Below are 25,376 nucleotides of genomic sequence, written 5' to 3'. Positions count from 1 at the left end.
CCTCACGCTGAAAAAAGGGCGTTACTGTCCCACAGATACGTGGATTCAGACAGCCTGAGCCGCCGTCCGGCATATCGCGGATGCCCCCGCCGCGATGGCCCGGTACAATGCGCGCCCAACCGTGCCTCAGCCCTAAATAGAAAAACCATGTCCTTGCCCAAGAACCACCTGGAACTGCTCAGCCCTGCGCGTGATGTCGAGATCGCCCGCGAGGCCATCCTGCATGGCGCCGACGCCGTCTACATCGGCGGCCCGAGCTTCGGCGCGCGGCACAATGCGTGCAACGAAGTGAGCGATATCGCCGGGCTGGTGGAGTTTGCCCGCCGCTATCACGCGCGGGTGTTCACCACGATCAACACCATCTTGCATGACGATGAGCTGGAGCCGGCACGCACGCTGATCCATCAGCTCTACGACGCGGGTGTGGATGCGCTGATCGTGCAGGACATGGGGGTGATGGAGCTGGATATTCCGCCCATCGAGCTGCATGCCAGCACCCAGACCGACATTCGTACCCTGGCACGCGCCAAGTTTCTCGACCAGGCTGGCTTCTCCCAGCTGGTACTGGCGCGCGAACTGAACCTGCAGGAAATCCGCGCCATTGCCGATGAAACCGATGCCGCCATCGAGTTCTTCATCCACGGCGCGCTGTGCGTGGCCTTCTCCGGCCAGTGCAACATCTCCCATGCGCAGACCGGGCGCAGTGCCAACCGTGGCGACTGCTCGCAAGCCTGCCGCTTGCCCTACACCCTCAAGGATGAAAAAGGCGGCGTGATCGCCTACGAAAAACACCTGCTGTCGATGAAGGACAACAACCAGAGCGCCAACCTGCGCGCCCTGGTCGAGGCCGGCGTGCGCTCGTTCAAGATCGAGGGCCGCTACAAGGATGTGGCCTACGTGAAGAACATCACCGCCCACTACCGCCGTGAACTCGACGCGATTCTCGAGGATCGCCCGGACTTGGCCCGCGCCTCCAGCGGCCGTACCGCGCACTTCTTCGTGCCTGATCCGGACAAGACCTTCCACCGCGGCAGCACCGACTACTTCGTCACCGAGCGAAAGGTGGACATCGGCGCCTTCGACTCGCCGACCTTCACCGGGCTGGCAGTAGGCAATGTCGAGAAGGTGAACAAGCGCGACCTGATCGCCGTCACCCACGAGCCGCTGTCCAACGGCGACGGCCTCAACGTGCTGGTCAAACGCGAGGTGGTCGGTTTCCGCGCCAACATCGCCGAACTCAAAGGTGAGTTCGAAGAAGACGGAGAGAAGCGCTACCGCTACCGCGTCGAGCCCAACGAAATGCCCGAGGGGCTGTTCCGCCTGCGCCCGAATCACCCGCTCTCGCGCAACCTCGACCACAACTGGCAGCAAGCCCTGCAACGCACCAGTGCCGAGCGCCGCATTGGCGTGAGCTGGAAGGCCGAGCTGCGCGAGGATGCGCTCAAGCTCACCGCCACCAGTGAGGAAGGTATCAGCGTCGACGTCGCCCTGCCCGGCCCGTTCGGCACGGCCAACAAGCCGGAACAGGCACTCGACGGCCTGCGCGACCTGCTCACCCAGCTCGGCACCACCATCTACCACGCCCAAAGCGTGACGCTGGATGCACCACAGGCGTTCTTCGTGCCCAACTCGCAGCTCAAGGCACTGCGCCGCGACGCCATCGAGGCGCTGACCGAAGCGCGCGTCGCCGCCCACCCGCGCGGCCATCGCAAGGCCGAGACCGAACCGGCACCGGTGTACCCGGAATCGCACCTGTCGTTCCTCTACAACGTCTACAACCAGAAGGCGCGTGACTTCTATCATCGCCACGGCGTACAGCTGATCGATGCCGCCTACGAGGCGCACGAAGAGCCCGGCGAAGTACCGGTGATGATCACCAAGCACTGCCTGCGCTTCTCCTTCAACCTGTGCCCGAAGCAGGCCAAGGGCGTCACCGGCGTGAAGACCCGCGTCGCACCGATGCAGCTGGTGCACGGCGATGAAGTGCTGACCCTGAAGTTCGACTGTAAGCCGTGCGAGATGCATGTGATCGGCAAGATGAAGGGCCATATCCTCGACCTGCCGCATCCGGGCAGCGCCGCGACGCAAGTGGTCGGCCACATCAGCCCGGATGATCTGCTCAAGACCATTCGCCAGAAACCGGGCTACAGCCACTGATCCGAGGGTGCGCCAGGCGCATCCTCGGCAGGCTCCAGCAGTGAAGGCCTAATGCAGCTGTCGGGCGAAGCGCTCCACGGCACCGAGCACCTGCTTGGCACCCTGACGAATCTCCACGATCACATCACCCGCCTGATTGGCCAGCTCCAGGCCGGCCTCGGCCTGGGTGCGGCTGTTGGCCATGTCGCGCACGGCGGCGTCCACCAGTTTCTGGTTGTCCTGCACCACCCCGACGATCTCCTCGGTGGCCTTGCTGGTGCGGCTGGCGAGCTGGCGCACCTCGTCGGCGACGACGGCGAAGCCACGGCCCTGCTCCCCTGCCCGCGCGGCCTCGATGGCCGCGTTCAGAGCCAGCAGGTTGGTCTGCTGGGCGATACCGCCGATGGTCTGCACCATGGTACTGATCAGCACCGACTGCTTGCCGAGGGCCTCGATACCTTCGGAGGCCGAAGTCATCTGCTCGGCGATGCGCTGCATGGTCTGCACCGTCTCGGTCACCACCTGATCGCCGCGCTGGGCGGTGGTGTCGGTGCGCTGGGAAATGCCGTAGGCGGTGTCAGCCGCGTCGTTGACCTCTTCTTCGCGGTTGACCTGATCGGTGATCACCGTGGCGAACTTGACCACCTTGTACAGACGATTCTGGGTGTCGTGCACCGGGTTGTAAGTGGCTTCGAGCCAGACCACGTGGCCGTGGCTGTCCACGCGCTTGAAGCGCCCGGCAACGAACTCACCGCGGTTCAGTTGTTCCCAGAAGCGTGTGTACTCGGCGGAGGATGACTCCTGCGGTTCGCAGAAGATGCGGTGGTGTTGGCCCCTGATCCGATCCAGGCTGTAGCCCATGGCACTCAGGAATTGCTCGTTGGCGGTGAGCACGTGGCCCTGCAGGTCGAACTCGATCACGGCGGTCGAACGCAGCAGTGCGTTGATGAAATCCTCGTTCTCGCGCGCCTTGTTCATGCTCTCGGTTATCTCGCTGCCGATGCACTGAACGCGTTGCACGACGCCCCGTTCGTCCGCCAGAGGCATCCAGGAAGCCTGCACCCACACCAGCGCGCCATCGCTGCGCAGGAAACGATAGCGATCACTGATCGAATGACCGGAAACGATCGCCGCGCTGAGATCCTTGTAGCACGGCAGATCCTTGACGTAGGCCGGCACGAAGTCGCTCAGCGGGCGCCCTTTCAGTTGCTCGGGCGCATAGCCGACGAAACGGGCGAACTTGTCGTTGCAATCGACGATCCGCCGCTGGGGATCGATCGACAGCATGATCTTCTGCGCCTGTATGCCTTGGACGAGCTGCTTGTACAGCGACAGCTCGGTGTCTTTCTGCTGCAACTCCTTCTTCAACTGGTTACCGAACATGTGCCTTCTCCAAGCAGTCCTCTTCCTGTGAACGGCCGACCTGCGAATCAATCGAGGCCGGCGTCAACTCAAGCATAGAAGGCGATTGGCAAAGCGTGAAAAGCGGTGCGTCAAGCAACCGTGCCGAGCACCTCGACTGCCCGCACGTCCAGATCGCGCCGCAGGTAGTCCATACGCCGTTCGTGGAACGCGCGCATATGCGGCAGCGCCATGTGCTCGGCCAGCGCCGCCTGCGAAGCCCAGACCTCGTAGAAGATGAACAGCGTCGGATCCTGCGCATCGCGCAGCATGTGGTACTCGATGCAGCCCGGCTCGGCGCGGCTGGGGTCGATGTAGGCGCGGAACAGGCGTTCGAAGGCCTCGGCCTGCTCGGGCTTGGTATGGGCGTGAAGAATGAAGGCGTGCATGTTGGCTCCTGCCGTGAAGGAATGGCCACACTCTAGCGCACGCCAAGTCGCCACTTTCATGACTATCAGTCAACAATCCTTTGCCTGCGAGCGGCTGTTTCAACAACAGGTCGATGGTTAATCTGCTCCCATCATTTCCGGGAGTCACTCATGAAAAAGATCCTGCTACTCAACGGCGGCAAACAGTTCGCGCATTCCGAAGGCCGCTACAACAGCACGTTGCACGACGCCGCCGTGGCGTATCTCGACCGCGCCGGTTTCGACGTCAAGACCACCTTCATCGACGGCGGCTATGACGTGGAAGAAGAAGTGCAGAAAATCCTCTGGGCCAACGTGGTGATCTATCAGATGCCCGGCTGGTGGATGGGCGCACCGTGGACGGTGAAGAAGTACCTCGACGAGGTCTTCACCGCCGGCCATGGCAGCCTCTACGCCAACGATGGCCGTACCCGCTCCGATGCCTCGCAGAAGTACGGCAGCGGCGGGCTGATCCAGGGCAAGCAATATATGCTGTCACTGACCTGGAACGCGCCGGTGCAGGCCTTCGAAGACCCGACGGATTTCTTCGAAGGCAAAGGCGTGGACGCGGTGTACTTCCCCTTCCACAAGGCCAACGAGTTCCTCGGCATGAGCGCCTTGCCCACCTTCATCTGCAACGACGTGATGAAGGTGCCGAACATCGAGCAGGATGTGGCGCGCTACGAACAACACCTGGCCAAGGTATTCGGCAGCAACTGATGCTTGCGGGGGTTCATTGCCCGCCGAACACTGCCGTCCAATAGATGCCGGCGTCGCTCTGCGGGTCGCTGCCGTAGGCGGCGCCAAGTGCATCGAATTGCGGGTTCATGATGTTGGCGCAATGGCCTGGGCTGGCCAACCAGCCTTCGACCACCTTGCCCGGGGTATCCAGCGCGGCGGCAATGTTCTCGCCCACCCGACCGCCGCTGTAACCCGCCAGCTCCGCGCGATCCCCGGGCGTACGGCCATCACGCCCCTGATGCGCAAAGAAGTTGCCATTGGCCATGGCCCGGCTATGCGCCTCGGCTGCGCTGCCCAGTTCTGCACTCCAGGCAAGCGGTGCAGCGGCGGCAAGGGCCTGGTTGCCGCACTGGCGCGCCTGGGCCCGAGCGGCGTTGATCTGCTGCAAGAGCTTCTCCCCTTCACTCTGCCAGTCACCCAAACGGCCGCTGAGCAGTGGTCGCGCTAGGAGAATGCGCCAATCACGCCCCTGCTGGCTGACGCCGATATCGATGAACTGCGGATCGAGCAGCACACGACAGAAGCTTTCGCTCAGCGCCTGCATCGCCGATTGGACATCGCGCGGGCCAGATAGAGTAATGGCCTGCACGTTGACCAGCGGATAGCCAGCTGCACTCAAAGATTGCTGCAAGTCGCCGGTGCCGTCGGCCGGCAGCACCAGACGTGGATCATTGGCCAGCGGCGGTAGCGGCTCGGAGGCCTGCACACCGCAACGCTGAACCTCACTGCGATAGGCGTTGATCGCATCGATCAGTGCCCCGCCCTCGGCGGCCTGCAAGCCAGACGCAGCCGCCAGTGCCAGCACGGCCAACAGGCAGCGACTCCATCGCCATTTCATCATTGTTGTTGTCATACCGCTCTCTCCCCACTAACGTCGTGATTCTGACGCACCATCCGGCGCTGGATCATAGCCGGCTTCCCGCGCTTGCCGAAGCCCCGTGAATACGGGCATCCGAGAACAGCCGGCAGGCTTCCTGCATAGCCACTTACTGTCATGCATCACTTCGCCTCCTCCGTTGTAGAGAACACCTGATGCCCGGTCACTACGCACAGAACGAACAACACCGCCGCTTGGTTCTCAAGGCTCTGCTATGGATCACGCTGGGCGGTGGTTTGTTCTTCTCGGTAATCAATCTGTTGCATGACAACTGGCTGTTGGCGCTTCTGGAGATCGCTTATGCCGGCGTCTCGCTGTATCTGCTGCTCATCCTCGACCGAACACGCAACCTGCAGCTATTGACCGCGATCTACCTGTTGCCGTTCTTCAGCATCATGATGGTGGCGCTGGCCCAGCCTCATACCAGCTTCGCCGTGTTCGGCTGGATCCAGACCATCCCGATCATCTGCTACCTGCTACTGGGCCTGCGCCTGGGCATGTATGTTTCGCTGCTGTTCGTGGGCATTGGTCTGTTCGTCTTCAGCCGCCGCTTCTCTTCCGAGCAATTGCTGCAGAACGTGGAGATCATCGCCAACCTCGGGCTGGCCAGCCTGGCAGTGATGGTTTTCGCGCACATCTACGAGCGCAGCCGAATCGGCAACGAGAAGCGCCTGACCGAGCTGGCCACCACCGACGCACTGACTGGTCTGCCGAACCGGGTGAAGCTGGCGGAAGTGTTCGAGCGTGAACGCGCGCATGCACTGCGCAACGGTACGCCGCTTTCGCTGATATTCATCGACATCGATCATTTCAAACAGATCAACGATCAGTTTGGCCATGAGGCAGGCGATCGCGCCCTGGATCACTTCGCCAAGGTGCTGGCGCAGCGTCTGCGTATCAATGATCTGTTCTGTCGCTTGGGTGGCGAGGAGTTCGCCGTGCTGTTGCCTGGCAGCACCGTCGGGCAAGCGCGGGAGATCGCAGAAAGCCTGCGCTTGCGCCTGGCGACGGCGCCGCTCGAATTGGCCAGCGGATCACTCAGCATGACGCTGAGCGCGGGCGTCGCCAGTTTCGGCGCTGACGGGCATTCGCTCGACGAGTTGATGCTGGCAGCGGATCGACGCACCTACGCCGCCAAGCGCGCCGGGCGCAATCGGGTCATCAGCACAGAAGACGCTGGCGACACCCAGCCGGCACTGAGCTGAGGCACGGGCAGCTCAGGCGTAAACGCTGAGGCCGCCCTTCTCCTGCAGCCACTGGCGATAGGTTTCCAGCGAATCGGTCTGCTTGTCGCCATTGTGCCCGGCGATACGCACGCTGCCGTCCAGGCCGGCATCCACCATTTTCTGCACCTGCGCCAGCAGCTTGGCGGCATCGTCGCGATCGAGCGTGGTCACGTCCGGCAGTTGAATCACCGAAGGCGTCGAGGGCTTGCTCTCGGCGCTGCGCTGTATGCCGCTGCTGGAGGATGCACTGCCGCCGTTCATTGCCCGCAGCAATCCGCCTTCACTGCGCGCGACCACTTGCTTGGCAAAGCGTCGCAGGTCGCCCAGGGGATCCTGGCTGCTCTGGCCTTCGCTCTCAGCGCTGCCTGTAGTCGAACTTTTGTTGAGCTGACTGCCGTAGTAACTGAGCATGGCAGGCGTGCTGTTGTTGATGCTGGTCATGGGGCCTCCGCCAAAAGCGTTTGCCTCATGCAAAGCAGATTCCGGGCCAGGCGCTACAGGCCCCTGATTACAGGGGTTGCACGCTTCCCTGCGGCAGTGATTTGCCACCTTCAGGCAAGGCTTTGCCCGTGCGTATCACCCCAGCAGGTCGACCATCACCGCATTGCTGTAGATCAGGCAACCATCCTCGGCGCTGTAGCCAACCAGGTGGAATTGGCCGCGCCCCTCCTCACCACCGAGGTAGACCCGCCACTTGCACTCGCTCAACGGGCCGAAGCCATCCGGCATGACCAGCTCCAGCGTCTGCGTGTCGGCATCGATCATCATGTCGCGCGTGCCGCTGCGCTGCAGCTGCTCCTCGGCTTGCTCCAGGCGCAGGTGTTCCGGCTCGCTGACATAGAACTGCAGGGTGCCGATGGGGATGGATTTGCTGTCGTTGTCGGCCTTACGCCAACCGTCGATGCTCAGGGTGTTCATCTGCAAGTCTCCTCAGTGAAACCTGAGTTCAGGGCAAACGCCCGCTTACAGAAGGTGGGACAAACGAGATGCAGGCATGACTCATGACAATGGACGAACGGCCTACCGTTTGCTTGTCGAGTCGATTGCGCTAGGCTCTGCACCTCAATTGAAAGGAGGTACTCCCATGGCCCGCGCCACTGCCCGCCACATCCTGGTTGCCAGCGAAGACAAGTGCAACGAACTGAAAGCCGCCATCGAAGGTGGTGCCGACTTCGCCCAGTTGGCGAAAGACAATTCCTCCTGCCCGTCCGGTCGTAGCGGCGGCGACCTGGGTTCTTTCGGCCCCGGCCAGATGGTCAAGGAATTCGATACCGTGGTGTTCAGCGCACCGGTCGGCGTCGTCCAAGGCCCGGTGAAAACCCAGTTCGGTTACCACCTGCTGGAAGTTACCAGCCGCCAGGACTGATTCTCAGCAAAGGAAGGGCCGCATCTGCGGCTCTTCTCTTGCCCAAGCCTTTTTCAGTACCCACGTAGTAGGGCTCTGGGTTTCACCATGAAGCGCGGTATTCGGCTCACTTCCATCCTGCTGGTGTTCATCTGCTTGTCCCTGGCGTTGCTGACGGCCTGGCAGATCTGGTTTTCCCGTGAGCGCGCATTGCACGAGCTGAACGTGGCTAACCTCAACCTGGTTCAGGCCCTGGACAACTACAGCGAAGGCGTCATTCGCCAGTCCGAGCTGGTGCTGCTGGATCTGGCTGAACGACTGGAGCAAGAGGGCAAGGATCATGTGCACCTCGAACGCCTGCAGACCGTGGTGCAGGAACAAAGCCGCGTCCTGCGACTGGCCAGCACCATCATCATCTACGGCGCCGATGGCAACCGCCTGCTGGTCTCTCGGGGCGACATCAACTCTCGCCCCAATGCCGAGGATCGTGAATTCTTCATCCATCACCGCGACACGCCGTCCACCGATACGTTCATCGGTCCCACCATCAAAAGCCGCCTAACCGGCGAATGGGTGTTCACCGTAAGTCGACGCCTGAACGATGCCAGCGGCCAGTTCTCCGGCGTCGTCGCCATCACCCTGAGCGTTGAGCATTTCCTCCACTTGTTCGGCAGCCTCAACCTGGGCACCCAAGGGACGATGAGCCTGTCGACCAGCGATGGCCGGATTCTATTTCGCCACCCCTTTCGCGAGCAGGATATCGGGTTGAACTGGTCAGACTCGCCCATCATGGAAATGCTACGCGAACACAACCCCGTGACCGCCTTGCAGACCTCACGCATCGACGGAACCGAGCGTGTGTATGCCTTCCGCCGCAATGATCGCCTGCCACTGATCACCGCCGTCGCTCTTGGCCGTGACGAGGCGTTGGCCGCCTGGCGTCGCGATGCCGAACTGTTCGCCACGCTGATTCTGCTTCTGCTGCTCGCCGTCAGCATCATCGGGCAGCGCCTGATCGTCGACATCCGCCGTCGCTCACGCGCCGAACGCCAGTTGCTCAGCGCCCGGGAAGAGTTGCTCGATGCCAATGCCCGCCTGGAGATACTGGCCTCGCAGGATGCACTCACCGGCCTGGCCAACCGCCGCAGTTTCGACCAGGCGCTGGAAGTGGAGATTCGCCGGGCGCAGCGGCGTGGTTCATCCCTGTCACTGATGCTGCTCGATATCGATCTGTTCAAGCGCTACAACGACCACTATGGCCACCTGGCCGGTGACGAGTGTCTGCGCACCGTGGCCGATGTACTCAAGCAATGCGTACGCCGTCCGGGGGATCTGGCGGCGCGCTACGGTGGAGAAGAGCTGGTGGTGATCCTTCCAAACACCACGCGTGAAGGTGCAGAAGCCGTCGCGCGTGCCTTCATGGATGCGCTGGAACAGCGCAACCTGCCTCACCAGGACAGCCCGTTCGCCAGGGTCACAGCCAGTGTCGGCGTGGCCAGCCTGACGCCTGACGCGCAAGACAGTACTCACTTGGCGCTGAAACTGATCGAGGCGGCCGACCAGGCCCTCTATCGAGCCAAGGCCGAAGGTCGCAACCGTCTGGAAATTGCGCAGTTGCATATGGCTCCAGAGAGGTGACAAGTCGGCCGAAGCGGTTCAGCATCGCTTCGAACTGTCAGCCACGGAAGATCGGTCACGATGAGCAACGGCACCCCGCACCCTCTGCAGCAACTGGCCCAGAACCTGCTCGGCAAACCTCTGCACGAACTCGAGCCGGAAGAAACCCACGTACTCGAACAGATCCGTCAGCGCCGCCCCATTAGCCGCGATGCTGCCGACGCCTCGGATGAAGAGTCGAGCTTCGGCGAGCGCCTGTCGGACAAGGTCGCCGCAGTGGGTGGTTCCTGGACGTTCATCATCTGCTTCGCACTGACCATGCTCGGCTGGATGCTGATCAACACCGACGTCCTGTCGCACTTCGGCATGGCCTTCGACCCCTACCCTTACATCTTCCTCAACCTGATGCTCTCGACCCTGGCAGCGATCCAGGCGCCGATCATCATGATGAGTCAAAACCGCCAGGCGGCGAAGGATCGCCTCGCCGCACGGCTGGACTTCGAAGTGAACCTGCGTGCCGAGCTGGAGATCATGCGCCTGCACGAGAAGATCGATCAGAAGATCCAGCAGCGCCTGGATCAGATCCTCGAACGCCTACCGGAAAAGCGCCCGCACGACTGAGCCAGTGATCGTAGGGTGCGCCATGCGCACCAGCACCTGTTTCAGCAATACGCCCTAAGGCAGCGTCGGCTCGCGCCGGCGCCAGCTATCGAGCAAACGCCCGCCCCAGACATTGATCAACAGCCCCACCATCACCAGCGCCGCGCCGATCATCTGCAACGGCCCCAGGCGCTCGCCCAGCAGCAGCGCCGCCGAGCTGATGCCCACCACCGGCACCAGCAACGAGAACGGCGCCACCTGGCTGGCCGGATAGCGCGATAACAGGCGGCTCCACAGGCCATAACCGAGAATGGTCGCACCGAACGCCAGGTAAGCCAGCACCAGCATCGAATCCAGGTTGAGCGTGCGCAGCGACTGCCCGATCAGCTCCGGCCCCTCCAGCCACAGCGACAGCGCCAGGAACGGCAGCGGTGGGATCAGGCTGCCCCAGACAACAAGACCAACCAGATTGACCTTGCCCAGCTTGCGCGTGACCACATTGCCCAGCGCCCACATCGAGGCCGCAGCGATGGTCAGGGCAAAACCCGCCAGGGTCATGGTATGCCCGCCCTGCAGGCCGATCAGCACCAGGCCGCTGGCCGCCACTAGCAGACCGAACAGGTTGCTGCCGCGCAGCCGCTCACCGAGAAACAGTGCAGCGAAAAACAGGGTGAAGAAGGCCTGCGATTGCAGCACCAGCGACGCCAGACCGGCGGGCATGCCGACGTACATGGCGTAGAACAGGCAGGCGAACTGGCCCAGCGAGATGGTCATGCCGTATGCCAGCATCCAGCGCAGCGGCACTTGTGGCCGACGCACGAAGAGAATCGCGGGAAATGCGGCGAGCATGAAGCGCAGAGCGCCCATCAACATCGGCGGCATGCCGTGCAGGCCGACCTTGATCACCACGAAGTTCAGCCCCCAGACGACGATCACCAGCAGCGCCAGCAGCAGATCCTTGGGTGACATGGAAACAGTCCTAGAACGAAGGGCACTCATTAGACCCGCATGGCCGATAATGCGGCAGACACAGTGCCAGAAGAAAAACACCGCACAGTGCGCTGATCGCCCCCTGATCGCCTGCAAGGCGTTCAGTCAGCACATGGCCTTTGCTACTCTGCGCCCTCCCCCTCGCTCGTAATGCCTCATGACCCTGCACGACTTTCTGCTGTTCGCTCTGCCGGCGATCTTCCTTACCGGGCTGTCCAAGGGCGGTTTCGGCGGCGCTCTGGGCGGCATCGCCGTACCGCTACTGGCACTGGCGACCTCACCGAAACAGGCAGTGGCGGTCATGTTGCCGATTCTCTGCCTGGCCGACGTGGTGGGGCTGAAGGCTTACTGGGGCAAATGGGATACGGCCAACCTCAGGGTCATGCTGCCCGGTGCCGTGATCGGCATCGTCATCGGCTCGCTGACCTTCGGCTTCTTCGACGAGCGCGCCATCGGTCTACTGATTGGCGCCATCGCCATCCTCTTCGTCGGACTCGGCCTGGTGGTCGGCAACCAGGCGCCACGCCCGCTGCACAAAGGCCGCGGTACGCTGCTGTCCACACTGGCCGGCTTCACCAGTTTCGTCGCCCATGCCGGTGGCCCACCGGTGATGATGCACCTGTTGCCGCAGCAGTTGGAGAAGGTGCGTTTCGTTGCCACCATCAACCTGTTCTTCCTGCTGACCAACGCGGCGAAGCTGTTCCCCTATGCCGCGCTGGGCCAGTTCACCCAGGAAAACCTGCTGCTGAGCCTGATGCTCGCCCCCATCGTGCCGCTGGGCGTATGGAGCGGCCTGTGGCTGCAATCACGGGTCAACCACCTGTGGTTCTACCGCATTGCCCGGCTGGGCATTCTACTGGCCGGCATACAACTGATCTGGCGGTACCTCTAAGAGCCTGTTCATTATCTTTAGGCTCATTTTCGATGGTTTTGTCTGCGAACGGGTGTAGATACCTACAAGCTGGTGGGCTAACCCCCTTGAGAGTTTCGCGCTACGGTAGGGTGGGCTTCAGCCCACCAATTTCGTAAGCAGCAGAGAAAGATCGTGAACAGGTTCTAAACCAGTAGAGTGCGCCGCGCGCACCGCTCTCGATCAAGGTTCGGCTGTGCGCCACAGTTCAGGCCAATCGCCAGGGTTACCACCGGCACAGCGATTCAAGGTGCTGAATGACGCCAGTTGAAAGCGCTCGCCATCAAAGCGCCAACTCCCCGCGTCTCCGCAATCGGCAATTCCCCGCCCCTTGTACAGATAGGCCAGCTCACCGGTCTTCGGCTCGTAGCTGACCCAGCCTGACAACCCATCATGATCCAAAGGCAGCGGCTCAAGCTGCAAATCCTGCTCCGCGTAAGGCGGCTGGCGGTCGACGCGAAAGACAGCGAAGTCGCAGTTGTAAGCCGCGCACCAGGTGCGAATGATGACCAGCGCTTCGTGGTCGCTAAGCGCGAAGGCTTCGGCTTCGGGCTCGCTGTCCATGTCCTCCTCGCTCCACTGGCTGCGCGTCTGCGACATCACCGCCTCGGCGATGGCTCGGCTTTCGTCTTCGCCAAGCGGCGTAACGCCGGGATAAGCACGTAGACGCGGCGCCTGCGGCGCATCCGGTACCTCGCTGTCAGCACGGGTACCAGGGCGATACAAGGCGCTGCGGGTTTCCACCCGGCCCTGCACGGCATTCATCAACAGCAGCGCGGCGGAAAGCCCGCTGAGCGACACCTGCACTTCTTCCTCGCCCTTCACGTCCATGCGCAATTGCTCACCGTTGCGCAACTCGGTCAGCAATGCCTGAGCGCTGGCGCCCTCGGCCATCAGCAATGCTTCGCCGTCACGATTCACCTGCTGCAGCGCAGCGGCGTTCGCCAAGGGTTTGCCATCGAGCAGCAAGGGGGAAAACTCACGCTGCTCGGTATCGCGCAGGTAGAGCCTCAGAGGCGCCTGCGCGCCAGCATCACGCTGCAGGTGAAGGCCCAGCGGGTTGTAATTGAAACTCTCGGGGGCGCTCAGCGCCTGGCAACCGCGCAGGTTGTCACAGGCTACCACCCAATCCTTGATTTCCCGGTACAGCGGCACCTGCTCGGGCGCCGCCTGGGTCATCCCCGTGGCCAGCATCAACCCGGCGACCAGCGTCCAACGCGACATGGGCAACTCCTTTTGGCGAATGCGCAGGGCCGCCATGTTGCGTCGCCCGGATCAGCCAGGCAAGCGCCATCAGAGGTTCAGCAGTGCGCGCAACTCCCTGGCCGTCGGCATGCGCGCCGAGACCCCGCTGTTGAAATCGAAGGACTTGGCGCTGACCAGCGGCCCAACCACTACCGGGTCGAAACCGGCATCCGTCACCAGGCGTGCAGCTACCTCGAGCGCGGCCTGATCATCGGCCGCCAGGGGGATGGCGAGCTTTTCGCCGTCGCGATGAGCCTGGCTGCGCAGGTTGTAGGCGGCGATGGCGTTGAAGGCTCGCACCAGGCGTACGCCCGGCAGGAATTTCTGCGAGGCCAACCCGGCGCCCATCGCCACGGCCTCCTCGGCCATCGGCCCGTCACGACCTGGGCGCGGGTTGCCGGCGTCCAACACCACCTTGCCCGCCAGCTCCGTGGCGCAGTCACGGCCGATCTGTGGCGTAGCCGCATAAGGTACCGCCAGCAGGATCACCTCGCCAAAGGCCGCCGCCTCGCATGGGGTGCCCACCCACGCACGCGCGCCCAACTCCTCGGCCAAAGGCTGCAAACGCTCGGGATTGCGCGAGGAGATCATCACCTCATGCCCCGCCTCGACCCACAGTCGCGCCAACGGGCTACCGATGTTGCCGGTACCAATGACACCAATGCGTTGTGGCACCTCCTGCGCCAGGCTCGACGTGACGCCCAGCGTCAACCATGCAGACAACAGGACGACGCCCACGCGATGAAATAGACGAAACACGATGGCCTCCCGACTCACAGCAAAAAGACAAGCATAGGTAAGCCAGTACGACGATCGACCGATGATTCGCTACAACCTGTTACGCTCCAGCGACTATGCTTCATACGGTGAATGCGCTTTGCAGACGGCCCAGGGGCCGAGGAGGTGGTAGTGACCAGTACGTATATGTCCAGTCAATGATCCATTTCCCGGAGTCACCACCATGAGCAAGAGTCAGGATTCACATAAGGAAAGCAAGAAGAAGCCCCAGAAGACCGCGCACGAAAAGCGCGAAGCCAAGCGTACGAAGAAACAGGGTCAGACCTTGCTGGGTAGCCACTCGACCCACGCCTGACCTGACCCTCACCCGGCGCAGGCCCACTGCGCCGGGTGCTGTACACTCCGGCCGAAATTGCAGGTGCCGTCAGCCGCACAAGGCACTAGAATCCGCAGCCTATCCGATCGTCACGCCACGACCTGCGCTGACGCCGTCTCACCTATCGGCCAGGAGACCCCAGATGGGCGCCCAATGGAAAGCCAAACCCAAAGAAGCCGCCGCCAATGCCCGAGGCAAGATCTTCGGCAAGCTGGTGAAGGAAATCATGCTCGCTGCGCGTAACGGCGCCGACCCGGACATGAACCCCAAACTGCGCTTGGCCGTGCATCAGGCCAAGAAAGCCTCGATGCCCAAGGACACCCTGGAACGCGCCATCAAGAAAGGCGCAGGCCTGTCCGGTGAAGTGATCAACTACGAGCGCACCCAGTACGAAGGCTTCGCCCCGCACCAGGTGCCGCTGATCGTCGAGTGCCTGACCGACAACGTCAACCGCACTGTCGCCGAGATTCGCGTGCTGTTCCGCAAGGGCCAACTCGGGGCCTCCGGCTCGGTCAGTTGGGACTTCGACCACGTTGGCCTGATCGAAGCCAGCAGCGACGACGGGGCTGACCCGGAACTGGCTGCCATCGAAGCCGGCGCCCAGGATTTCGTCCCCGATGACGAGGGCGCGACTCTGTTCATCACCGAGCCGACCGACCTCGATGCCGTATGCAAGGCGCTGCCAGAGCAAGGTTTCACCGTCAACTCGGCCAAGCTCGGCTATCGCCCGAAGAACCCGGTGACCAACCTGACGCCGGAGCAGATGGAAGAAGTCGAAGCGTTCCTCGAGGCCATCGACGGCCACGATGATGTGCAGAACGTCTACGTCGGCCTGGCCGGCTGATGATCGCAGGGCGTCCTGAATGGGCGCCCTACGCTTCCCTTATGAAAACCACTCTTCATATCGCCGCTGCCTGCCTGTTCGACGAACAGGGCCGGCTGTTGCTGGTGCGCAAACGCAATACCCGTTTCTTCATGCTTCCAGGCGGCAAACGCGAACCAGGCGAGGATGCACTGACCGCGCTCGAACGTGAGCTGTTCGAAGAACTCGAACTGCGATTGGGCGCTGGTGCGTTGCAAGCCTTCGGCCAGTTCCAGGCGCCCGCCGCCAACGAGGCCGACACCTGGCTGCAGGCGGATATCTTTCGCGCCGCCCTGCCCCATGCCGTTCAGCCCGCTGCCGAGCTGGAAGAACTGCGCTGGCTCGACACCACACAGCACCTCCCCGATGACCTGGCGCCACTACTGCGCGAACAGGTGTTGCCGGCTCTGGCACGGCTTCAATCCCTGGCGGCGACCTCGTAAGGCCGCCGCACAGCGACGTCAAGAACTGCTCCCGGCATTTTTTGTGGCCTGCCATCCTTGGTGGCCACCCGTGCGGGCCGTCGGCGGAGCCAACGTCAAAAATCGCTCCCGGTGATTTTTTGATCCACGACAACGCAGACGACAGCACCAGCGGTTAGGCTGCGCCGATAAACAGAACCATTCGCCTTGCCTGCAAACCCCATCGGAATCGAGGTTTGCCATGAGTATCACGTCCGCCCAGATCTGCCAGGCCGCCGACCAGTTGCAGGGTTTCGTCGGCTACAACGCCAAGACCGGCCACTACCTGCTGCGTTTCTCCGAAGACAGCTTCGGCCTCGACGTACCGGCCGAGACCATCACCCCCACCTGCGAGTATGTCTGGCACGCCGACGAGGGCGAGCTGATGCGCCTGGATCGCCAGCGCCTGGCCTGGCTGCAGGAGCAGCGTATCGACGACCGAGTGAATCTCAGCGAACCGCTGCGGGTTTATCTACGCCGCAACGACCTGCCGGAAATCCGCGCCGAACGCCGCCGTCTGGCACCGGCCTGAATCATCTTGGCGATAGATGCCAGGTAGGGGGCGTCATTAGTTAGCTGAGTATGAACCGGGGACAAGGTATTGCTCATCAGCGGTACTGGACTGGTTCGATTTGAGCGTAAAAGTCGCGTCGTTGACAGCGGGCTACTGGGTGATCGAATCGAGACAACGAAATGACGATCACCAACCCGCTACGCCTGTATGCCGGCTGAACGCCATACGCATCGCACTCTTGGCAATACCAGAGCGTTCAGTCAGACGTATCATCACGCTCGGACTCGGCGTCTTCGCGATTGCGCGCCTTGCCACGCGGGTTCGGCCCAGCCACGGCGGGGAACCGCGACGACGCATAGCGCACCACCAGAATCGCCAAGGCCAGCAACAGGATCGCCCCCGATACCATCACCACGCCCCAACTCGGCTTGTGCGTGTGGGAAATGTCGGAAATCAGCAAACGAGTCAGCGCGGTGATCGCCACGTAGATCATGAAGCGAATCGGCATGTGGTTGGTCTTGAAGTAGATCCCCACCATCGCCGCCAGCTCAAGGTAGATGAACAGCAGCAGGACGTCATCGACCGTGATATGCCCCTTTTCCAACATGCCAAGAAAGGCCATCACCCCCGCCCAGGCAGTGATCGCACCGATGGCGAACAAGGCCAGATAATGGAAAGCCTCCATCAGCAGGTTGCCCAGGGACTCAGCCAGACCATGCATGCTCGTGCGCAGGCGCTCCACCCAATTCATTACGTAGTTCTCTCCCGAAACCGGCATGACGGCTCGAACGCCCAGGATAGGCACTCGCCAACGAAGATCATGCAGGAAAAAGACCAGCCTCAGAATGATGCGGGGATGTGACGAAAAGACACAGGCGGGATCATATTCAGCGAGAGCATTACCGAGAACGACCTGGATTACCTAAACACCCACCCCACGACCTGTAGCCTCAGGCCAGGCATAGCAATGTTTACCGGCCTCCTTGGCGCGATACATGGCCGTATCGGCGGCTGCAATCAGGCGACGGCGATCCTCGCCGTGTTCGGCATAGCGCGCCAGGCCGACACTTACCCCGACACGCATACTTGAATGCCGCTCCAGCAAAGGGCCATCCAGTGCGTCGATCAGTCGCTGCGCCAGACGTTCGACTGCCGCGGCATCACCAGCCGCGATCACGGCGAACTCATCCCCCCCGAGACGCGCCAATACCTCGCCCTCACGAACCACTTCCTGCCAGCGCGCGACAACCGCTTTGAGAGTGGCATCGCCTGCGGCATGCCCAAGTTGATCATTGATCGGCTTGAAGCCATCCAGATCGAGGTACAGCAGTGCGACATGACGCTCACCGCGCCGGGCCAGAGCCAGCGCCTGATCCAGAGCCTCGTTGAATGCACGGCGATTGGGTAAATGGGTCAGGCTGTCATGCTGCGACTCGAAAGCCAGTCGCTCGAGCAATTCGGCGCGCTCACGTAGATCGCGACGTAAATCGCTGAACAGTAACGTCAGCAGCGCCACCATCAATAGCGCCCCACCACCGCCGCCCCATAGCGCCAGACCCGAGCGCCACTCAAGGTCAGCCTTCTGCTCCCGAAGCGACAGAGCCACGCCGCGCTCGACATTGCCGATGCGCTGGCGCATCTCATCCATGTACAGCTTGCCGTCATTTGCAGCCAAAACGCGCTGCGCCTCGTACTGGCCTTGCTCTCTACGCAAGATGATGGTCTGCGCTAACTCGTCACGCTTGAGCTCGCTGAGCCGCGCGATAACCTTCAGATCAGCCGCATATGCCTGCAGAGTCGGATTATCCAGCATCTCGTGCAGTTGCTCGTCCAGTCGCCCAACGGCCTGCTCGTAAGGCACCAGGTACTGCTGATTGCCAGTCAGCAAATAGCCACGCTGGCCAATCTCGGCATCCTGCAAAGTGGAAAGCAGTGTCGACAAACGATAGAGAGATCGATACAAATCCTGTACAGACTGTCCACTGGAGAGGCTGACCTGACTCCCCCAGATAGCTCCGACCAGCAACATCAGACTCAGGTAGAAAAGCGCCACGAGTGCCAGTAGCTTACGCTCGACACGACCAATCGTTTTCAACATGGAGACCTCATGCCATAGGCAATACAGAGGTTTTCGCAGGGCGCTTACGAGGACTATAGGTCTGCGTTGACGAACAGTACAAGCGCCGCACCGAAAACATCTGAAAAGAAGTACGGTAGCGGCCCAATCATATACAAGACATGTACATCAATCGCATTTCAAGCGCGATGATGACGTTCGAGGAGGGACGGCGCACTCCCACCACCTTTCCCACACCTCACACGATCTCGTGTTCCGAAATGCAGACGTTATCGAGTGCAATACTGGCCAAACGGCAGCGAGTCATTTATCCTGCCGAATACTGTACAAAAAACCAGTTAAAACCAATACGCATGAAGGCAGACGAGGTGATGAATGGCCGTCGAAGTGGTGTACCGCAGCAGTCGCGATCCGGAGCGCTTGTTTATGGATAAAGCCGAAGCCGACCGTTACGACAAGATGCTGGAGCTGGCCGAGCGCCTGAGTGAAGTCCTGCACAAGGCGGTTCCTTCTCTCAGTGAAGAGCAGGGCGAAGAACTTGGCATCTTCATGGCCAAGAACCGTGAGATCTTCGCCAAAGCGTTCAAGAGCCAACCTGATGCCCTCGACGAGCTGGAAGAGAACGCTACCAGCGAATAACCCATTCACCTTGCCTCGCTGCCCTGCCGGGGTGGCGAGATCTCTTTGCTGTGTCCCGCCTGTCACGATGCTCGATATTGCGCCGCGGCCTGCTCCAACCAGTTGGGCAGATCACGTCGCCTGACCTTTTCATTTTTCGCGCGCGCCAGTTGCTCCAGCATGTACTGACGCTTACCAGCATCGCCCTCTGCCAGGGATAATGCCAGGTCACGGTCGCTCCACTGACGAATACGCCGGAACAGCCACCAGTGGAAATACAGACCGGCAGCGGTGGTAACGACGATAATGAAATAATCCATGGCAATCCCCCTGTCGCAACACGCTAATCCAGCCCGGTTGCGCCGCCAAGTGCAGCGTTGCCGCAGGGCAAGGAGTCAGCCTCATGATTCGATGCAAACGGGTTTATCTGAAGGCCGAAGCGAATGACGGCCGCCGTGTGCTGGTCGACCGCCTATGGCCACGAGGCATCGCCAAGGACGCACTCGAACTGCATGACTGGCTGCCCGATGTGGCGCCCTCGACTTCACTGCGCAAGGCATTCGGCCACCGACCAGAAGCATTCGATAGGTTCCGCGATGCCTATCGCCAGGAACTCAACGGCCATCCCGAATACTGGAAAACGCTGCTGCACTGGGCCTCTCAAGGCACGTTGACGCTGCTCTATGCAGCGCGTGACGAACAGCACAACAACGCTCAGGTGCTGGTGGAGTTTCTCGAAGACGAATTGCAGCGACAGACTTCGCCCAGCTCTCCCGTGTGCTATCAGGGTGAACTCGACGACGATTGACCGTCTCGATTGGGCGCGCTAGCCTTCAAACTTCTGCACAACGCTCGTCTCTACCCCATGATCATTTTCGCGCATCGCCTCAATGACCTCGCCAGTGCCGCTTACCGCGCCGCTGTCGACGGCTGTGCGCCACCGCCTGCCTGTCACGCCGGCAATCCACCGCCGCCGGCTTCCGTCTAAGCGGGCACGCCCCGCACCTTCTCTGCTCCGTTTGCCATCGGCCTTGCCGAGACGCGCCTGTGCGCGCGTGCGGAGCTCATGCGGATTTTCGACAGGTGTTCCACCATGCGTTTCCATTCGACTTCTCTGTCCCACTACAGCGCAACGGCACTATTCGTGCTGCTCTGGTCTGGCGGTGCGATCTTCGCTCGCCTTGGTCTCTATCACGCCTCCCCCTTTGCCTTTCTCGTCTTGCGTTTCACCCTCGCCTTCGCCGCACTGGCGCTGATTGCTGGGTATTCAGGCGTATGGCTGCCCAAGCGAGGTTTGCGCTGGCCAACCGCCAAAGCCGGCCTGCTGATGATCGGTGGTTACAGCTTTTGCTACCTGCTGGCACTGGCCGAAGGCATCACACCCGGCGTGCTCGCAACGGTCTTGGGTGTGCAACCCATCCTCACGCTGATGCTGCTGGAGCGGAGCGCTTCACCCCTGCGCTTGCTTGGCCTGTTAACGGCTCTGTCCGGACTGGCGCTGATCGTCGCCGACAGTCTGCTGCAAAGCGCGATCTCAACCTCCGGTGTCCTGTATGCCCTCGGCGCCCTGCTCTGCATCACCTGCGGCAGCATCGCTCAGAAGAGCGTGCAGCAGGCACCCATGCAGGCGTTGCCCTTACAGTACGGTCTCTGCCTGCTTGGCAGCCTGACCCTGCTGCCGAGCCAGGAATGGCGCGTGCAATACGATATCGGGCTGATCATGCCGCTGGTGTGGATGGGCCTGGTGATCTCGGTCGGCGCACAATTGCTGCTGTACCGCATGATTCAGGCCGGCAACCTGGTCAATGTCACCAGTCTGTTCTATCTGGTGCCGATGACTACCGCACTGCTCGATTACCTGCTGCTGGGTAATCAGCTGTCATCCGCGGCATTGCAGGGCATGGTGGCGATCCTGCTGGGCCTCGCGCTGGTCTTCCGTTTCGCCCCGAAGCCCACATAAACACACTGTCGCTAGGCGCCATAGAGCAGTCGCTCGGCCAAATGGTCGGCGACTCGAGCGGGCGAGCGTTTTTCAGCCTGGGCGTGCGCGTATATCTCGGTCAACCGCCGGCTGATTTGCGCCAGATGAGCGGTGATCGCCGTGAGCTCCTCACCGCGGTGACGCAATGCCACGTAGATCAGCCCGCCAGCATTGAGCACGTAATCTGGCGCGTAGAGGATACCGCGTGCCTCCAGTTGGTCGGCAATCCCGGCATGAACCAACTGGTTGTTGGCAGCGCCCGCCACCGCTGCACAGCGCAGATGGGCGACCGTCTGCGCATTCAACACACCACCGAGGCCGCAAGGGGCAAGAATGTCGCAGGGGGTGCTGAGCAGGGCCTCACTGGCAACCGGGTGCGCACAAAGCTGCTCGACGGCCAGTTGCACGCGGCCTGCATCCAGATCGCTGACCAGCAATTCGGCGCCGGCCGCGTGCAGTGCTTCGGCCAAGGCGAAACCAACATTACCCAGCCCCTGCACGGCAATGCGCAACCCTTCCAGGTCATCACTCCCCAGGCGCGCCTGTGCAGTCGCACGAATTCCGGCGAACACTCCCAGCGCAGTATGGGGTGACGGATCGCCCTCGCTGAAGGTGCTGGTTGCATGGTTGGTGTACTGAGCGATGCAGTCCATATCAGCGCTGGAAGTACCGCTGTCGACGGCAGTGATGTAGCGCCCATTCAAGGTTTCGATGAAGCGCCCGAAGGCCTCGAAAAGCGCTGCGCGACTTTTTACATGCGCGGGTCGGATGATCACCGCCTTGCCGCCACCGTGGTCAATACCGGCCAACGCCGCCTTGTAGCTCATGCCCCGAGCCAGGCGTATGGCATCGTCGATGGCGCTCTGTTCATCCGGATAGGCCAGGTAACGGCAACCGCCAAGTGCCGGCCCGAAGCGGGTGTTGTGAATGGCGATAACGGCCTTGAGACCGCTGGCCGGATCCTCGGCCAGGTGCAGGGCCTCGAGTCGGGCGGCTTCCATCATGCTGAACATGGGCGAGCTCACGGTTGGACATCTGGGCTCAGTATAGGAGAGCCTCGCTGGACGATAGCCTCACCAGCGGCTACAAAAGCAGAAGTCAGCGGAGAATGCGATGAGCCCACGCCAAGCCTGCTTAGAGTGTCTGCAACGCGACCCACCTGCTCTGTTAGAGGCTGCACTGTGGATAGCAGCCGAACACGACGACCAGCTTCAGCCTGCGCATGTGCTGAATGATCTGCACAGCCTGCTACTGCAAGTCAGCGCCGGGTTGCCCGCCCTGCCTGCACGCGAACTGGCTCAGCCATTGCTACGCCGACTCGCCGAACTCGATTTTCAGGAAGACGATGAAGGCATCACACGCCCACGCCACGCACTGATCCACGAAGTGCTGCGCCACCGACGCGGCCAGCCGTTGCCCCTTGCCCTGATCGCACTGGAACTGGCACAGCGTCTGGACATTCCACTGCAAGGCGTGAACTTCCCTGGGCATTTCATGCTACGTGTACCAGGTGCCGATCATCTGCTAGATCCCTGTGGCGGGCGCCGCCTGTACACCCGTGACTGTCGCGATCAGCTCTACCGCCAACTGGGCCCGGCTGCTGAACTCAGCGCCGTGCATCTGCAAACGGCCGATGCTCACGCCATGCTGCAGCGTCTGTCGCGCAACCTGCGCCTGCTCCACCTGCAACAGGATAACCCTGAGGCAGCACTCAAGGACGCCGAACGCACCCTGCAACTCGGACAACCGAATCTGGTCGACCACCTGGCCAGAGCGGATGTCTACCGAGCGCTCGATTGTCCGCAGGGCGAGCGCTACGACCTCGAACACGCATTATTGTTCTGTGAAGAAGAAGGTCTACGCCTGCAGTTGAGCCAGCGCTTACGCAGCCTGGCAAGCGTGCCAGCGATGCACTGAGACTCGCTGCGCACGCCCTACAACAACCAGGCTCTCAGGCAGAAGCTGGCAGGCCATGGAAGCTGAAGTAATAACGCAGGGCATCGATCATCTCGATGTAGTCGGCAGGCGGAACCACCAGAGCGAAGCCAGAGTCGTAGCTACCAGGCGTGACATCTTCACGGCACCACTGACAGTTGGCAGAGAAGTCGATGAAATGCATGCCTTGCTGGCCTGGAATCTTCAGCCGCATATCGAAACGGGCGCCCACCAGCATCGGCAACTGACTGATCAGCATCAGGCCGTCCAGCGAGACATTACCGATGAAACCCATCGGTTTGTCGGTGATGCGATTGAATACCTTCAGGTAGTAGGGCAACTGATGGCGTTCGATTCGACGTTGGCTACGCATAGTGGCAAATCGCTACAAAGGGTATTGAGTATGGCCCTACTACGGCCGCTTAACCACCTTCAAGTACAGCGTTGGGCTATTCGCTCGCGCAACTGACGACGAGCGGTGTCGGTCTCTTCATCACTGTAGTAAATACGCTCGCCACTGGCATCGGTGCGGTAATAACTGAAACCTTCGGGAATCTGTGCCAGACGTCGACGCAGATCCTGGCATTCCGAGGCGCGCTCCGCACGCTGTGCAGCTGCAGTCGCCGCAGCTTGCTGTTGCTCCTCACGGCGCGCGTCGTGGAAGCGCTGAGCGCGTGCCTCACGCTCGCGCGTATGTTCGTCGCGCTCTACGACCTGAGGCCTCACTTCCACAGGCTCGGCACCAGCCACGGGGCGCTGACCGAAGTGCACCCGCCCCTGCTCATCCGTCCAGCGATAGATTTCCGCCGTCGCCAGAACTGGCAACAAGGCGACAATCAGCAATGCACGACGCATGTTCATCCTCCATGAGAGACACGCGCCAGCTTATACCGCCGCGCAGCACCGAGAAACGGCGCACGACAGGTGGCCTACAAAGTGGCCGGGCTGACCTTGGCCGCCGGTGCAGGGCTGTGGTGGCCCAGTTGCTCAAGGGTCTGCAGACGCGCGCGGGCACGATAGGCGTACTCGCTGGCCGGGTAGCGCGTGATGATGAACTGGTAGGTCTGAGCGGCATCAACGAACAGACTCTCGCGCTCCAGGCACTGGCCACGCAGCAGGGAAATTTCCGGCTGCAGGTAGCTGCGCGAGCGGCTCTTGCGCTCGGCCTGCGACAGCTCCAGCGCGACCTGCGCACAATCACCTTCGTTATAGGCACGATAGGCATTGTTCAGGTGATGATCGAGCGATACACGGGTACAACCCGTGGCAGCCAGTGCCACGGCCAGAATGATCAAGGTACGCATGGGCAATTCCTCCGATGTGCAGTGTATCGACAGCCCTGGGGAAAACTAAACAACGACAAACCTCCGATGGGTTTTGCTGCCCACGCCTTGGCGCTGCCCAAGGCAGCTGACTAGACTGCGCGGCATCGGCCCGTCCGGCCAAGGAGTCCGCATGCCGCTCGTTCGCCTGCTTCCCCTCGTTATCGCTGCCAGCCTGGTCAGTGCCTGCGCCCCGACCACACCGCTGTTCATCGCCCAACTCACCACCAACGAAGTGGTCGAGTACAAAGCGCTGAAGACCAAGCGTATGACCGCCGCCATCGAGGAAGAAGGCGACCTGTTTACCTACAGCGCCATGGCCATCCGTGACGCCCACAGCGACAAAGCCGAAGCGCTGTACCTGGACGGCTACCGCGACCGCCAATTGAGCGGCGAAGTGCGTGCCATCGCCCTGTACCAGATCGGCCTGATCTACATGAATCGCTTCAACGAACAGCGCGACGACCCCAAGGCGCTCAACTACTTCTACAAGGTACTCAACGAATTTCCGGCCAGCCAGGCCGCCAACCGCGCCGAGGAGCGCATTGCCACGATCCGCCAACGCGACGACGAGCCGATCCACAAGACCTCGCGCGAGCTGCTGGCACACTGGCAGCCCAGCCAGAACCTCGATCTGTACAAACCCAGCCTCGACCCGGACATGACCCTGCTATCGCGCCGCGCCGTGCTCAAGGGCCGCGTCGACGAAGCCGAGCAGCTTTACATGCTCGGTCTGGCCGATCCGCACGTACCGGCCGACATCAAAGAAAAAGCGCTGTACCAACTGGCGCTGATGCACATGGCGCCAGACAACCCGGCGGCCAACCGCGACAAGGCCGTCGCCTACCTGCGTCGCCTGCTCGTGCAGTTTCCCGATGGCGAACTCAACGCCAAGGCCGCCCGCCATCTCGACCTGGCGCTGAACCCGGCAATACGCTGACGCACATCAAAGCCCAATCGCGCCGCCTGGTCTGTAATGTATCGACAGACTCCCAGA

General features: G+C 61.7%; 31 protein-coding genes. 16 read left to right on the top strand and 15 right to left on the bottom strand.

Features of this window, described 5'->3' with window-relative positions:
* Positions 1–147: 147 nt before the first annotated feature.
* The gene (locus C7A17_RS19120; protein ID WP_106739506.1) at positions 148–2,157 is read left to right on the top strand and encodes a peptidase U32 family protein; all 2,010 of its coding nucleotides are present in this window, start codon (positions 148–150) and stop codon (positions 2,155–2,157) included.
* A gap of 48 nt (positions 2,158–2,205) precedes the next feature.
* On the opposite strand, the gene C7A17_RS19115 is transcribed toward C7A17_RS19120, so the two are convergent.
* Both C7A17_RS19115 and C7A17_RS19110 read right to left on the bottom strand, forming a co-directional pair.
* Positions 2,206–3,519 carry a methyl-accepting chemotaxis protein gene (locus tag C7A17_RS19115; protein WP_106739505.1) on the bottom strand — a complete coding sequence of 438 codons (1,314 nt, stop codon included), beginning with the start codon at positions 3,517–3,519 and terminating at the stop codon, positions 2,206–2,208.
* 110 nt (positions 3,520–3,629) lie between these two features.
* Positions 3,630–3,926, bottom strand: a complete 297-nt coding sequence (locus tag C7A17_RS19110) for a putative quinol monooxygenase (protein WP_106739504.1) — start codon at positions 3,924–3,926, stop codon at positions 3,630–3,632.
* Between the two features lie 150 nt (positions 3,927–4,076).
* On the opposite strand from C7A17_RS19110, the gene mdaB reads away from it, so the two are divergent.
* Entirely contained in the window at positions 4,077–4,664 is a 588-nt protein-coding gene (gene mdaB, locus C7A17_RS19105) for an NADPH:quinone oxidoreductase MdaB (protein WP_106739503.1), read from the top strand.
* A 13-nt stretch (positions 4,665–4,677) separates the two neighbouring features.
* Here the strand turns inward: mdaB and C7A17_RS19100 are convergent, their stop codons facing one another.
* Positions 4,678–5,538: a CAP domain-containing protein gene (locus tag C7A17_RS19100; RefSeq protein WP_106739502.1), complete on the bottom strand. Its 861-nt coding sequence runs from the start codon at positions 5,536–5,538 to the stop codon at positions 4,678–4,680.
* Between the two features lie 179 nt (positions 5,539–5,717).
* On the opposite strand from C7A17_RS19100, the gene C7A17_RS19095 reads away from it, so the two are divergent.
* Entirely contained in the window at positions 5,718–6,767 is a 1,050-nt protein-coding gene (locus C7A17_RS19095) for a GGDEF domain-containing protein (RefSeq protein WP_106739501.1), read from the top strand.
* A gap of 12 nt (positions 6,768–6,779) precedes the next feature.
* On the opposite strand, the gene C7A17_RS19090 is transcribed toward C7A17_RS19095, so the two are convergent.
* Both C7A17_RS19090 and C7A17_RS19085 read right to left on the bottom strand, forming a co-directional pair.
* Complete coding sequence (locus C7A17_RS19090) at positions 6,780–7,229, bottom strand: hypothetical protein (RefSeq protein ID WP_106739500.1); 450 nt, start codon at positions 7,227–7,229, stop codon at positions 6,780–6,782.
* Between the two features lie 135 nt (positions 7,230–7,364).
* Entirely contained in the window at positions 7,365–7,706 is a 342-nt protein-coding gene (locus C7A17_RS19085) for a hypothetical protein (protein WP_106739499.1), read from the bottom strand.
* A gap of 166 nt (positions 7,707–7,872) precedes the next feature.
* On the opposite strand from C7A17_RS19085, the gene C7A17_RS19080 reads away from it, so the two are divergent.
* The 3 genes from C7A17_RS19080 (at position 7,873) to C7A17_RS19070 (ending at position 10,371) form a co-directional block, all read left to right on the top strand.
* Positions 7,873–8,154 (top strand): peptidylprolyl isomerase, encoded by a 282-nt coding sequence (locus C7A17_RS19080; protein WP_003462270.1) that lies wholly within the window; start codon positions 7,873–7,875, stop codon positions 8,152–8,154.
* 87 nt (positions 8,155–8,241) lie between these two features.
* Entirely contained in the window at positions 8,242–9,771 is a 1,530-nt protein-coding gene (locus tag C7A17_RS19075) for a sensor domain-containing diguanylate cyclase (protein WP_106739498.1), read from the top strand.
* 60 nt (positions 9,772–9,831) lie between these two features.
* The gene (locus C7A17_RS19070; protein ID WP_106739497.1) at positions 9,832–10,371 is read left to right on the top strand and encodes a DUF1003 domain-containing protein; all 540 of its coding nucleotides are present in this window, start codon (positions 9,832–9,834) and stop codon (positions 10,369–10,371) included.
* Between the two features lie 54 nt (positions 10,372–10,425).
* On the opposite strand, the gene C7A17_RS19065 is transcribed toward C7A17_RS19070, so the two are convergent.
* Positions 10,426–11,319, bottom strand: coding sequence for an EamA family transporter (locus C7A17_RS19065; protein WP_106739496.1), 894 nt, complete (start codon positions 11,317–11,319; stop codon positions 10,426–10,428).
* A gap of 178 nt (positions 11,320–11,497) precedes the next feature.
* On the opposite strand from C7A17_RS19065, the gene C7A17_RS19060 reads away from it, so the two are divergent.
* Entirely contained in the window at positions 11,498–12,232 is a 735-nt protein-coding gene (locus C7A17_RS19060; protein WP_106739495.1) for a sulfite exporter TauE/SafE family protein, read from the top strand.
* Positions 12,233–12,433: 201 nt separating this feature from the next.
* Here C7A17_RS19060 and C7A17_RS19055 read toward each other — a convergent pair whose 3' ends face one another.
* Complete coding sequence (locus C7A17_RS19055; protein WP_106739494.1) at positions 12,434–13,474, bottom strand: DUF1176 domain-containing protein; 1,041 nt, start codon at positions 13,472–13,474, stop codon at positions 12,434–12,436.
* 69 nt (positions 13,475–13,543) lie between these two features.
* Positions 13,544–14,254: an NADPH-dependent F420 reductase gene (locus C7A17_RS19050; RefSeq protein WP_199796343.1), complete on the bottom strand. Its 711-nt coding sequence runs from the start codon at positions 14,252–14,254 to the stop codon at positions 13,544–13,546.
* Between the two features lie 202 nt (positions 14,255–14,456).
* On the opposite strand from C7A17_RS19050, the gene C7A17_RS27210 reads away from it, so the two are divergent.
* The 4 genes from C7A17_RS27210 to C7A17_RS19035 all read left to right on the top strand — a co-directional run bounded on the left by C7A17_RS27210 (position 14,457) and on the right by C7A17_RS19035 (position 16,464).
* Positions 14,457–14,588, top strand: a complete 132-nt coding sequence (locus C7A17_RS27210) for a hypothetical protein (RefSeq protein ID WP_267895730.1) — start codon at positions 14,457–14,459, stop codon at positions 14,586–14,588.
* A 163-nt stretch (positions 14,589–14,751) separates the two neighbouring features.
* On the top strand, positions 14,752–15,453 hold the full coding sequence (locus C7A17_RS19045; RefSeq protein WP_106739492.1) for a YebC/PmpR family DNA-binding transcriptional regulator: 702 nt from the start codon (positions 14,752–14,754) through the stop codon (positions 15,451–15,453).
* Positions 15,454–15,494: 41 nt separating this feature from the next.
* Entirely contained in the window at positions 15,495–15,914 is a 420-nt protein-coding gene (locus C7A17_RS19040) for an NUDIX hydrolase (protein WP_106739491.1), read from the top strand.
* A 220-nt stretch (positions 15,915–16,134) separates the two neighbouring features.
* Positions 16,135–16,464, top strand: a complete 330-nt coding sequence (locus C7A17_RS19035) for a DUF2025 family protein (RefSeq protein WP_106739490.1) — start codon at positions 16,135–16,137, stop codon at positions 16,462–16,464.
* 238 nt (positions 16,465–16,702) lie between these two features.
* Here C7A17_RS19035 and C7A17_RS19030 read toward each other — a convergent pair whose 3' ends face one another.
* Positions 16,703–17,197, bottom strand: a complete 495-nt coding sequence (locus C7A17_RS19030; protein ID WP_106739489.1) for a phosphate-starvation-inducible protein PsiE — start codon at positions 17,195–17,197, stop codon at positions 16,703–16,705.
* 171 nt (positions 17,198–17,368) lie between these two features.
* Positions 17,369–18,544 (bottom strand): diguanylate cyclase domain-containing protein, encoded by a 1,176-nt coding sequence (locus C7A17_RS19025; RefSeq protein ID WP_106739488.1) that lies wholly within the window; start codon positions 18,542–18,544, stop codon positions 17,369–17,371.
* 354 nt (positions 18,545–18,898) lie between these two features.
* Here C7A17_RS19025 and C7A17_RS19020 point away from each other — a divergent pair, with 354 nt between their 5' ends.
* Positions 18,899–19,162 (top strand): YebG family protein, encoded by a 264-nt coding sequence (locus C7A17_RS19020; RefSeq protein ID WP_106739487.1) that lies wholly within the window; start codon positions 18,899–18,901, stop codon positions 19,160–19,162.
* A gap of 62 nt (positions 19,163–19,224) precedes the next feature.
* On the opposite strand, the gene C7A17_RS19015 is transcribed toward C7A17_RS19020, so the two are convergent.
* Positions 19,225–19,461, bottom strand: a complete 237-nt coding sequence (locus C7A17_RS19015; RefSeq protein ID WP_106739486.1) for a hypothetical protein — start codon at positions 19,459–19,461, stop codon at positions 19,225–19,227.
* An 83-nt stretch (positions 19,462–19,544) separates the two neighbouring features.
* Between C7A17_RS19015 and C7A17_RS19010 the strand changes: the two genes are divergently transcribed.
* Together C7A17_RS19010 and C7A17_RS19005 are read left to right on the top strand one after the other, a co-directional pair.
* Positions 19,545–19,949: a DUF488 domain-containing protein gene (locus C7A17_RS19010; RefSeq protein ID WP_106739485.1), complete on the top strand. Its 405-nt coding sequence runs from the start codon at positions 19,545–19,547 to the stop codon at positions 19,947–19,949.
* Positions 19,950–20,234: 285 nt separating this feature from the next.
* A complete protein-coding gene (locus tag C7A17_RS19005; RefSeq protein ID WP_106739484.1) occupies positions 20,235–21,101 on the top strand; it encodes a DMT family transporter in 867 nt (288 codons plus the stop codon).
* A gap of 11 nt (positions 21,102–21,112) precedes the next feature.
* Here C7A17_RS19005 and C7A17_RS19000 read toward each other — a convergent pair whose 3' ends face one another.
* Positions 21,113–22,135 carry a Leu/Phe/Val dehydrogenase gene (locus tag C7A17_RS19000; protein WP_106739483.1) on the bottom strand — a complete coding sequence of 341 codons (1,023 nt, stop codon included), beginning with the start codon at positions 22,133–22,135 and terminating at the stop codon, positions 21,113–21,115.
* 100 nt (positions 22,136–22,235) lie between these two features.
* Between C7A17_RS19000 and C7A17_RS18995 the strand changes: the two genes are divergently transcribed.
* Positions 22,236–23,039, top strand: a complete 804-nt coding sequence (locus tag C7A17_RS18995; protein WP_106739482.1) for a SirB1 family protein — start codon at positions 22,236–22,238, stop codon at positions 23,037–23,039.
* Positions 23,040–23,073: 34 nt separating this feature from the next.
* Here the strand turns inward: C7A17_RS18995 and C7A17_RS18990 are convergent, their stop codons facing one another.
* The 3 genes from C7A17_RS18990 to C7A17_RS18980 all read right to left on the bottom strand — a co-directional run bounded on the left by C7A17_RS18990 (position 23,074) and on the right by C7A17_RS18980 (position 24,361).
* A complete protein-coding gene (locus C7A17_RS18990; protein ID WP_106739481.1) occupies positions 23,074–23,430 on the bottom strand; it encodes a PilZ domain-containing protein in 357 nt (118 codons plus the stop codon).
* 59 nt (positions 23,431–23,489) lie between these two features.
* Positions 23,490–23,912, bottom strand: a complete 423-nt coding sequence (locus C7A17_RS18985; RefSeq protein ID WP_106739480.1) for a DUF4124 domain-containing protein — start codon at positions 23,910–23,912, stop codon at positions 23,490–23,492.
* Positions 23,913–23,986: 74 nt separating this feature from the next.
* Positions 23,987–24,361: a tetratricopeptide repeat protein gene (locus C7A17_RS18980; RefSeq protein WP_106739479.1), complete on the bottom strand. Its 375-nt coding sequence runs from the start codon at positions 24,359–24,361 to the stop codon at positions 23,987–23,989.
* Between the two features lie 151 nt (positions 24,362–24,512).
* Here C7A17_RS18980 and C7A17_RS18975 point away from each other — a divergent pair, with 151 nt between their 5' ends.
* Positions 24,513–25,319, top strand: a complete 807-nt coding sequence (locus tag C7A17_RS18975; RefSeq protein ID WP_106739478.1) for a tetratricopeptide repeat protein — start codon at positions 24,513–24,515, stop codon at positions 25,317–25,319.
* Positions 25,320–25,376 lie beyond the last annotated feature (57 nt).

The organism is Pseudomonas mendocina (assembly GCF_003008615.1).
In the GTDB taxonomy this organism is placed as follows: Bacteria; Pseudomonadota; Gammaproteobacteria; order Pseudomonadales; family Pseudomonadaceae; genus Aquipseudomonas; species Aquipseudomonas mendocina_C.
Note: the sequence above shows the minus strand (reverse complement) of the source record. Positions and strands in the feature narration are given on the sequence as shown.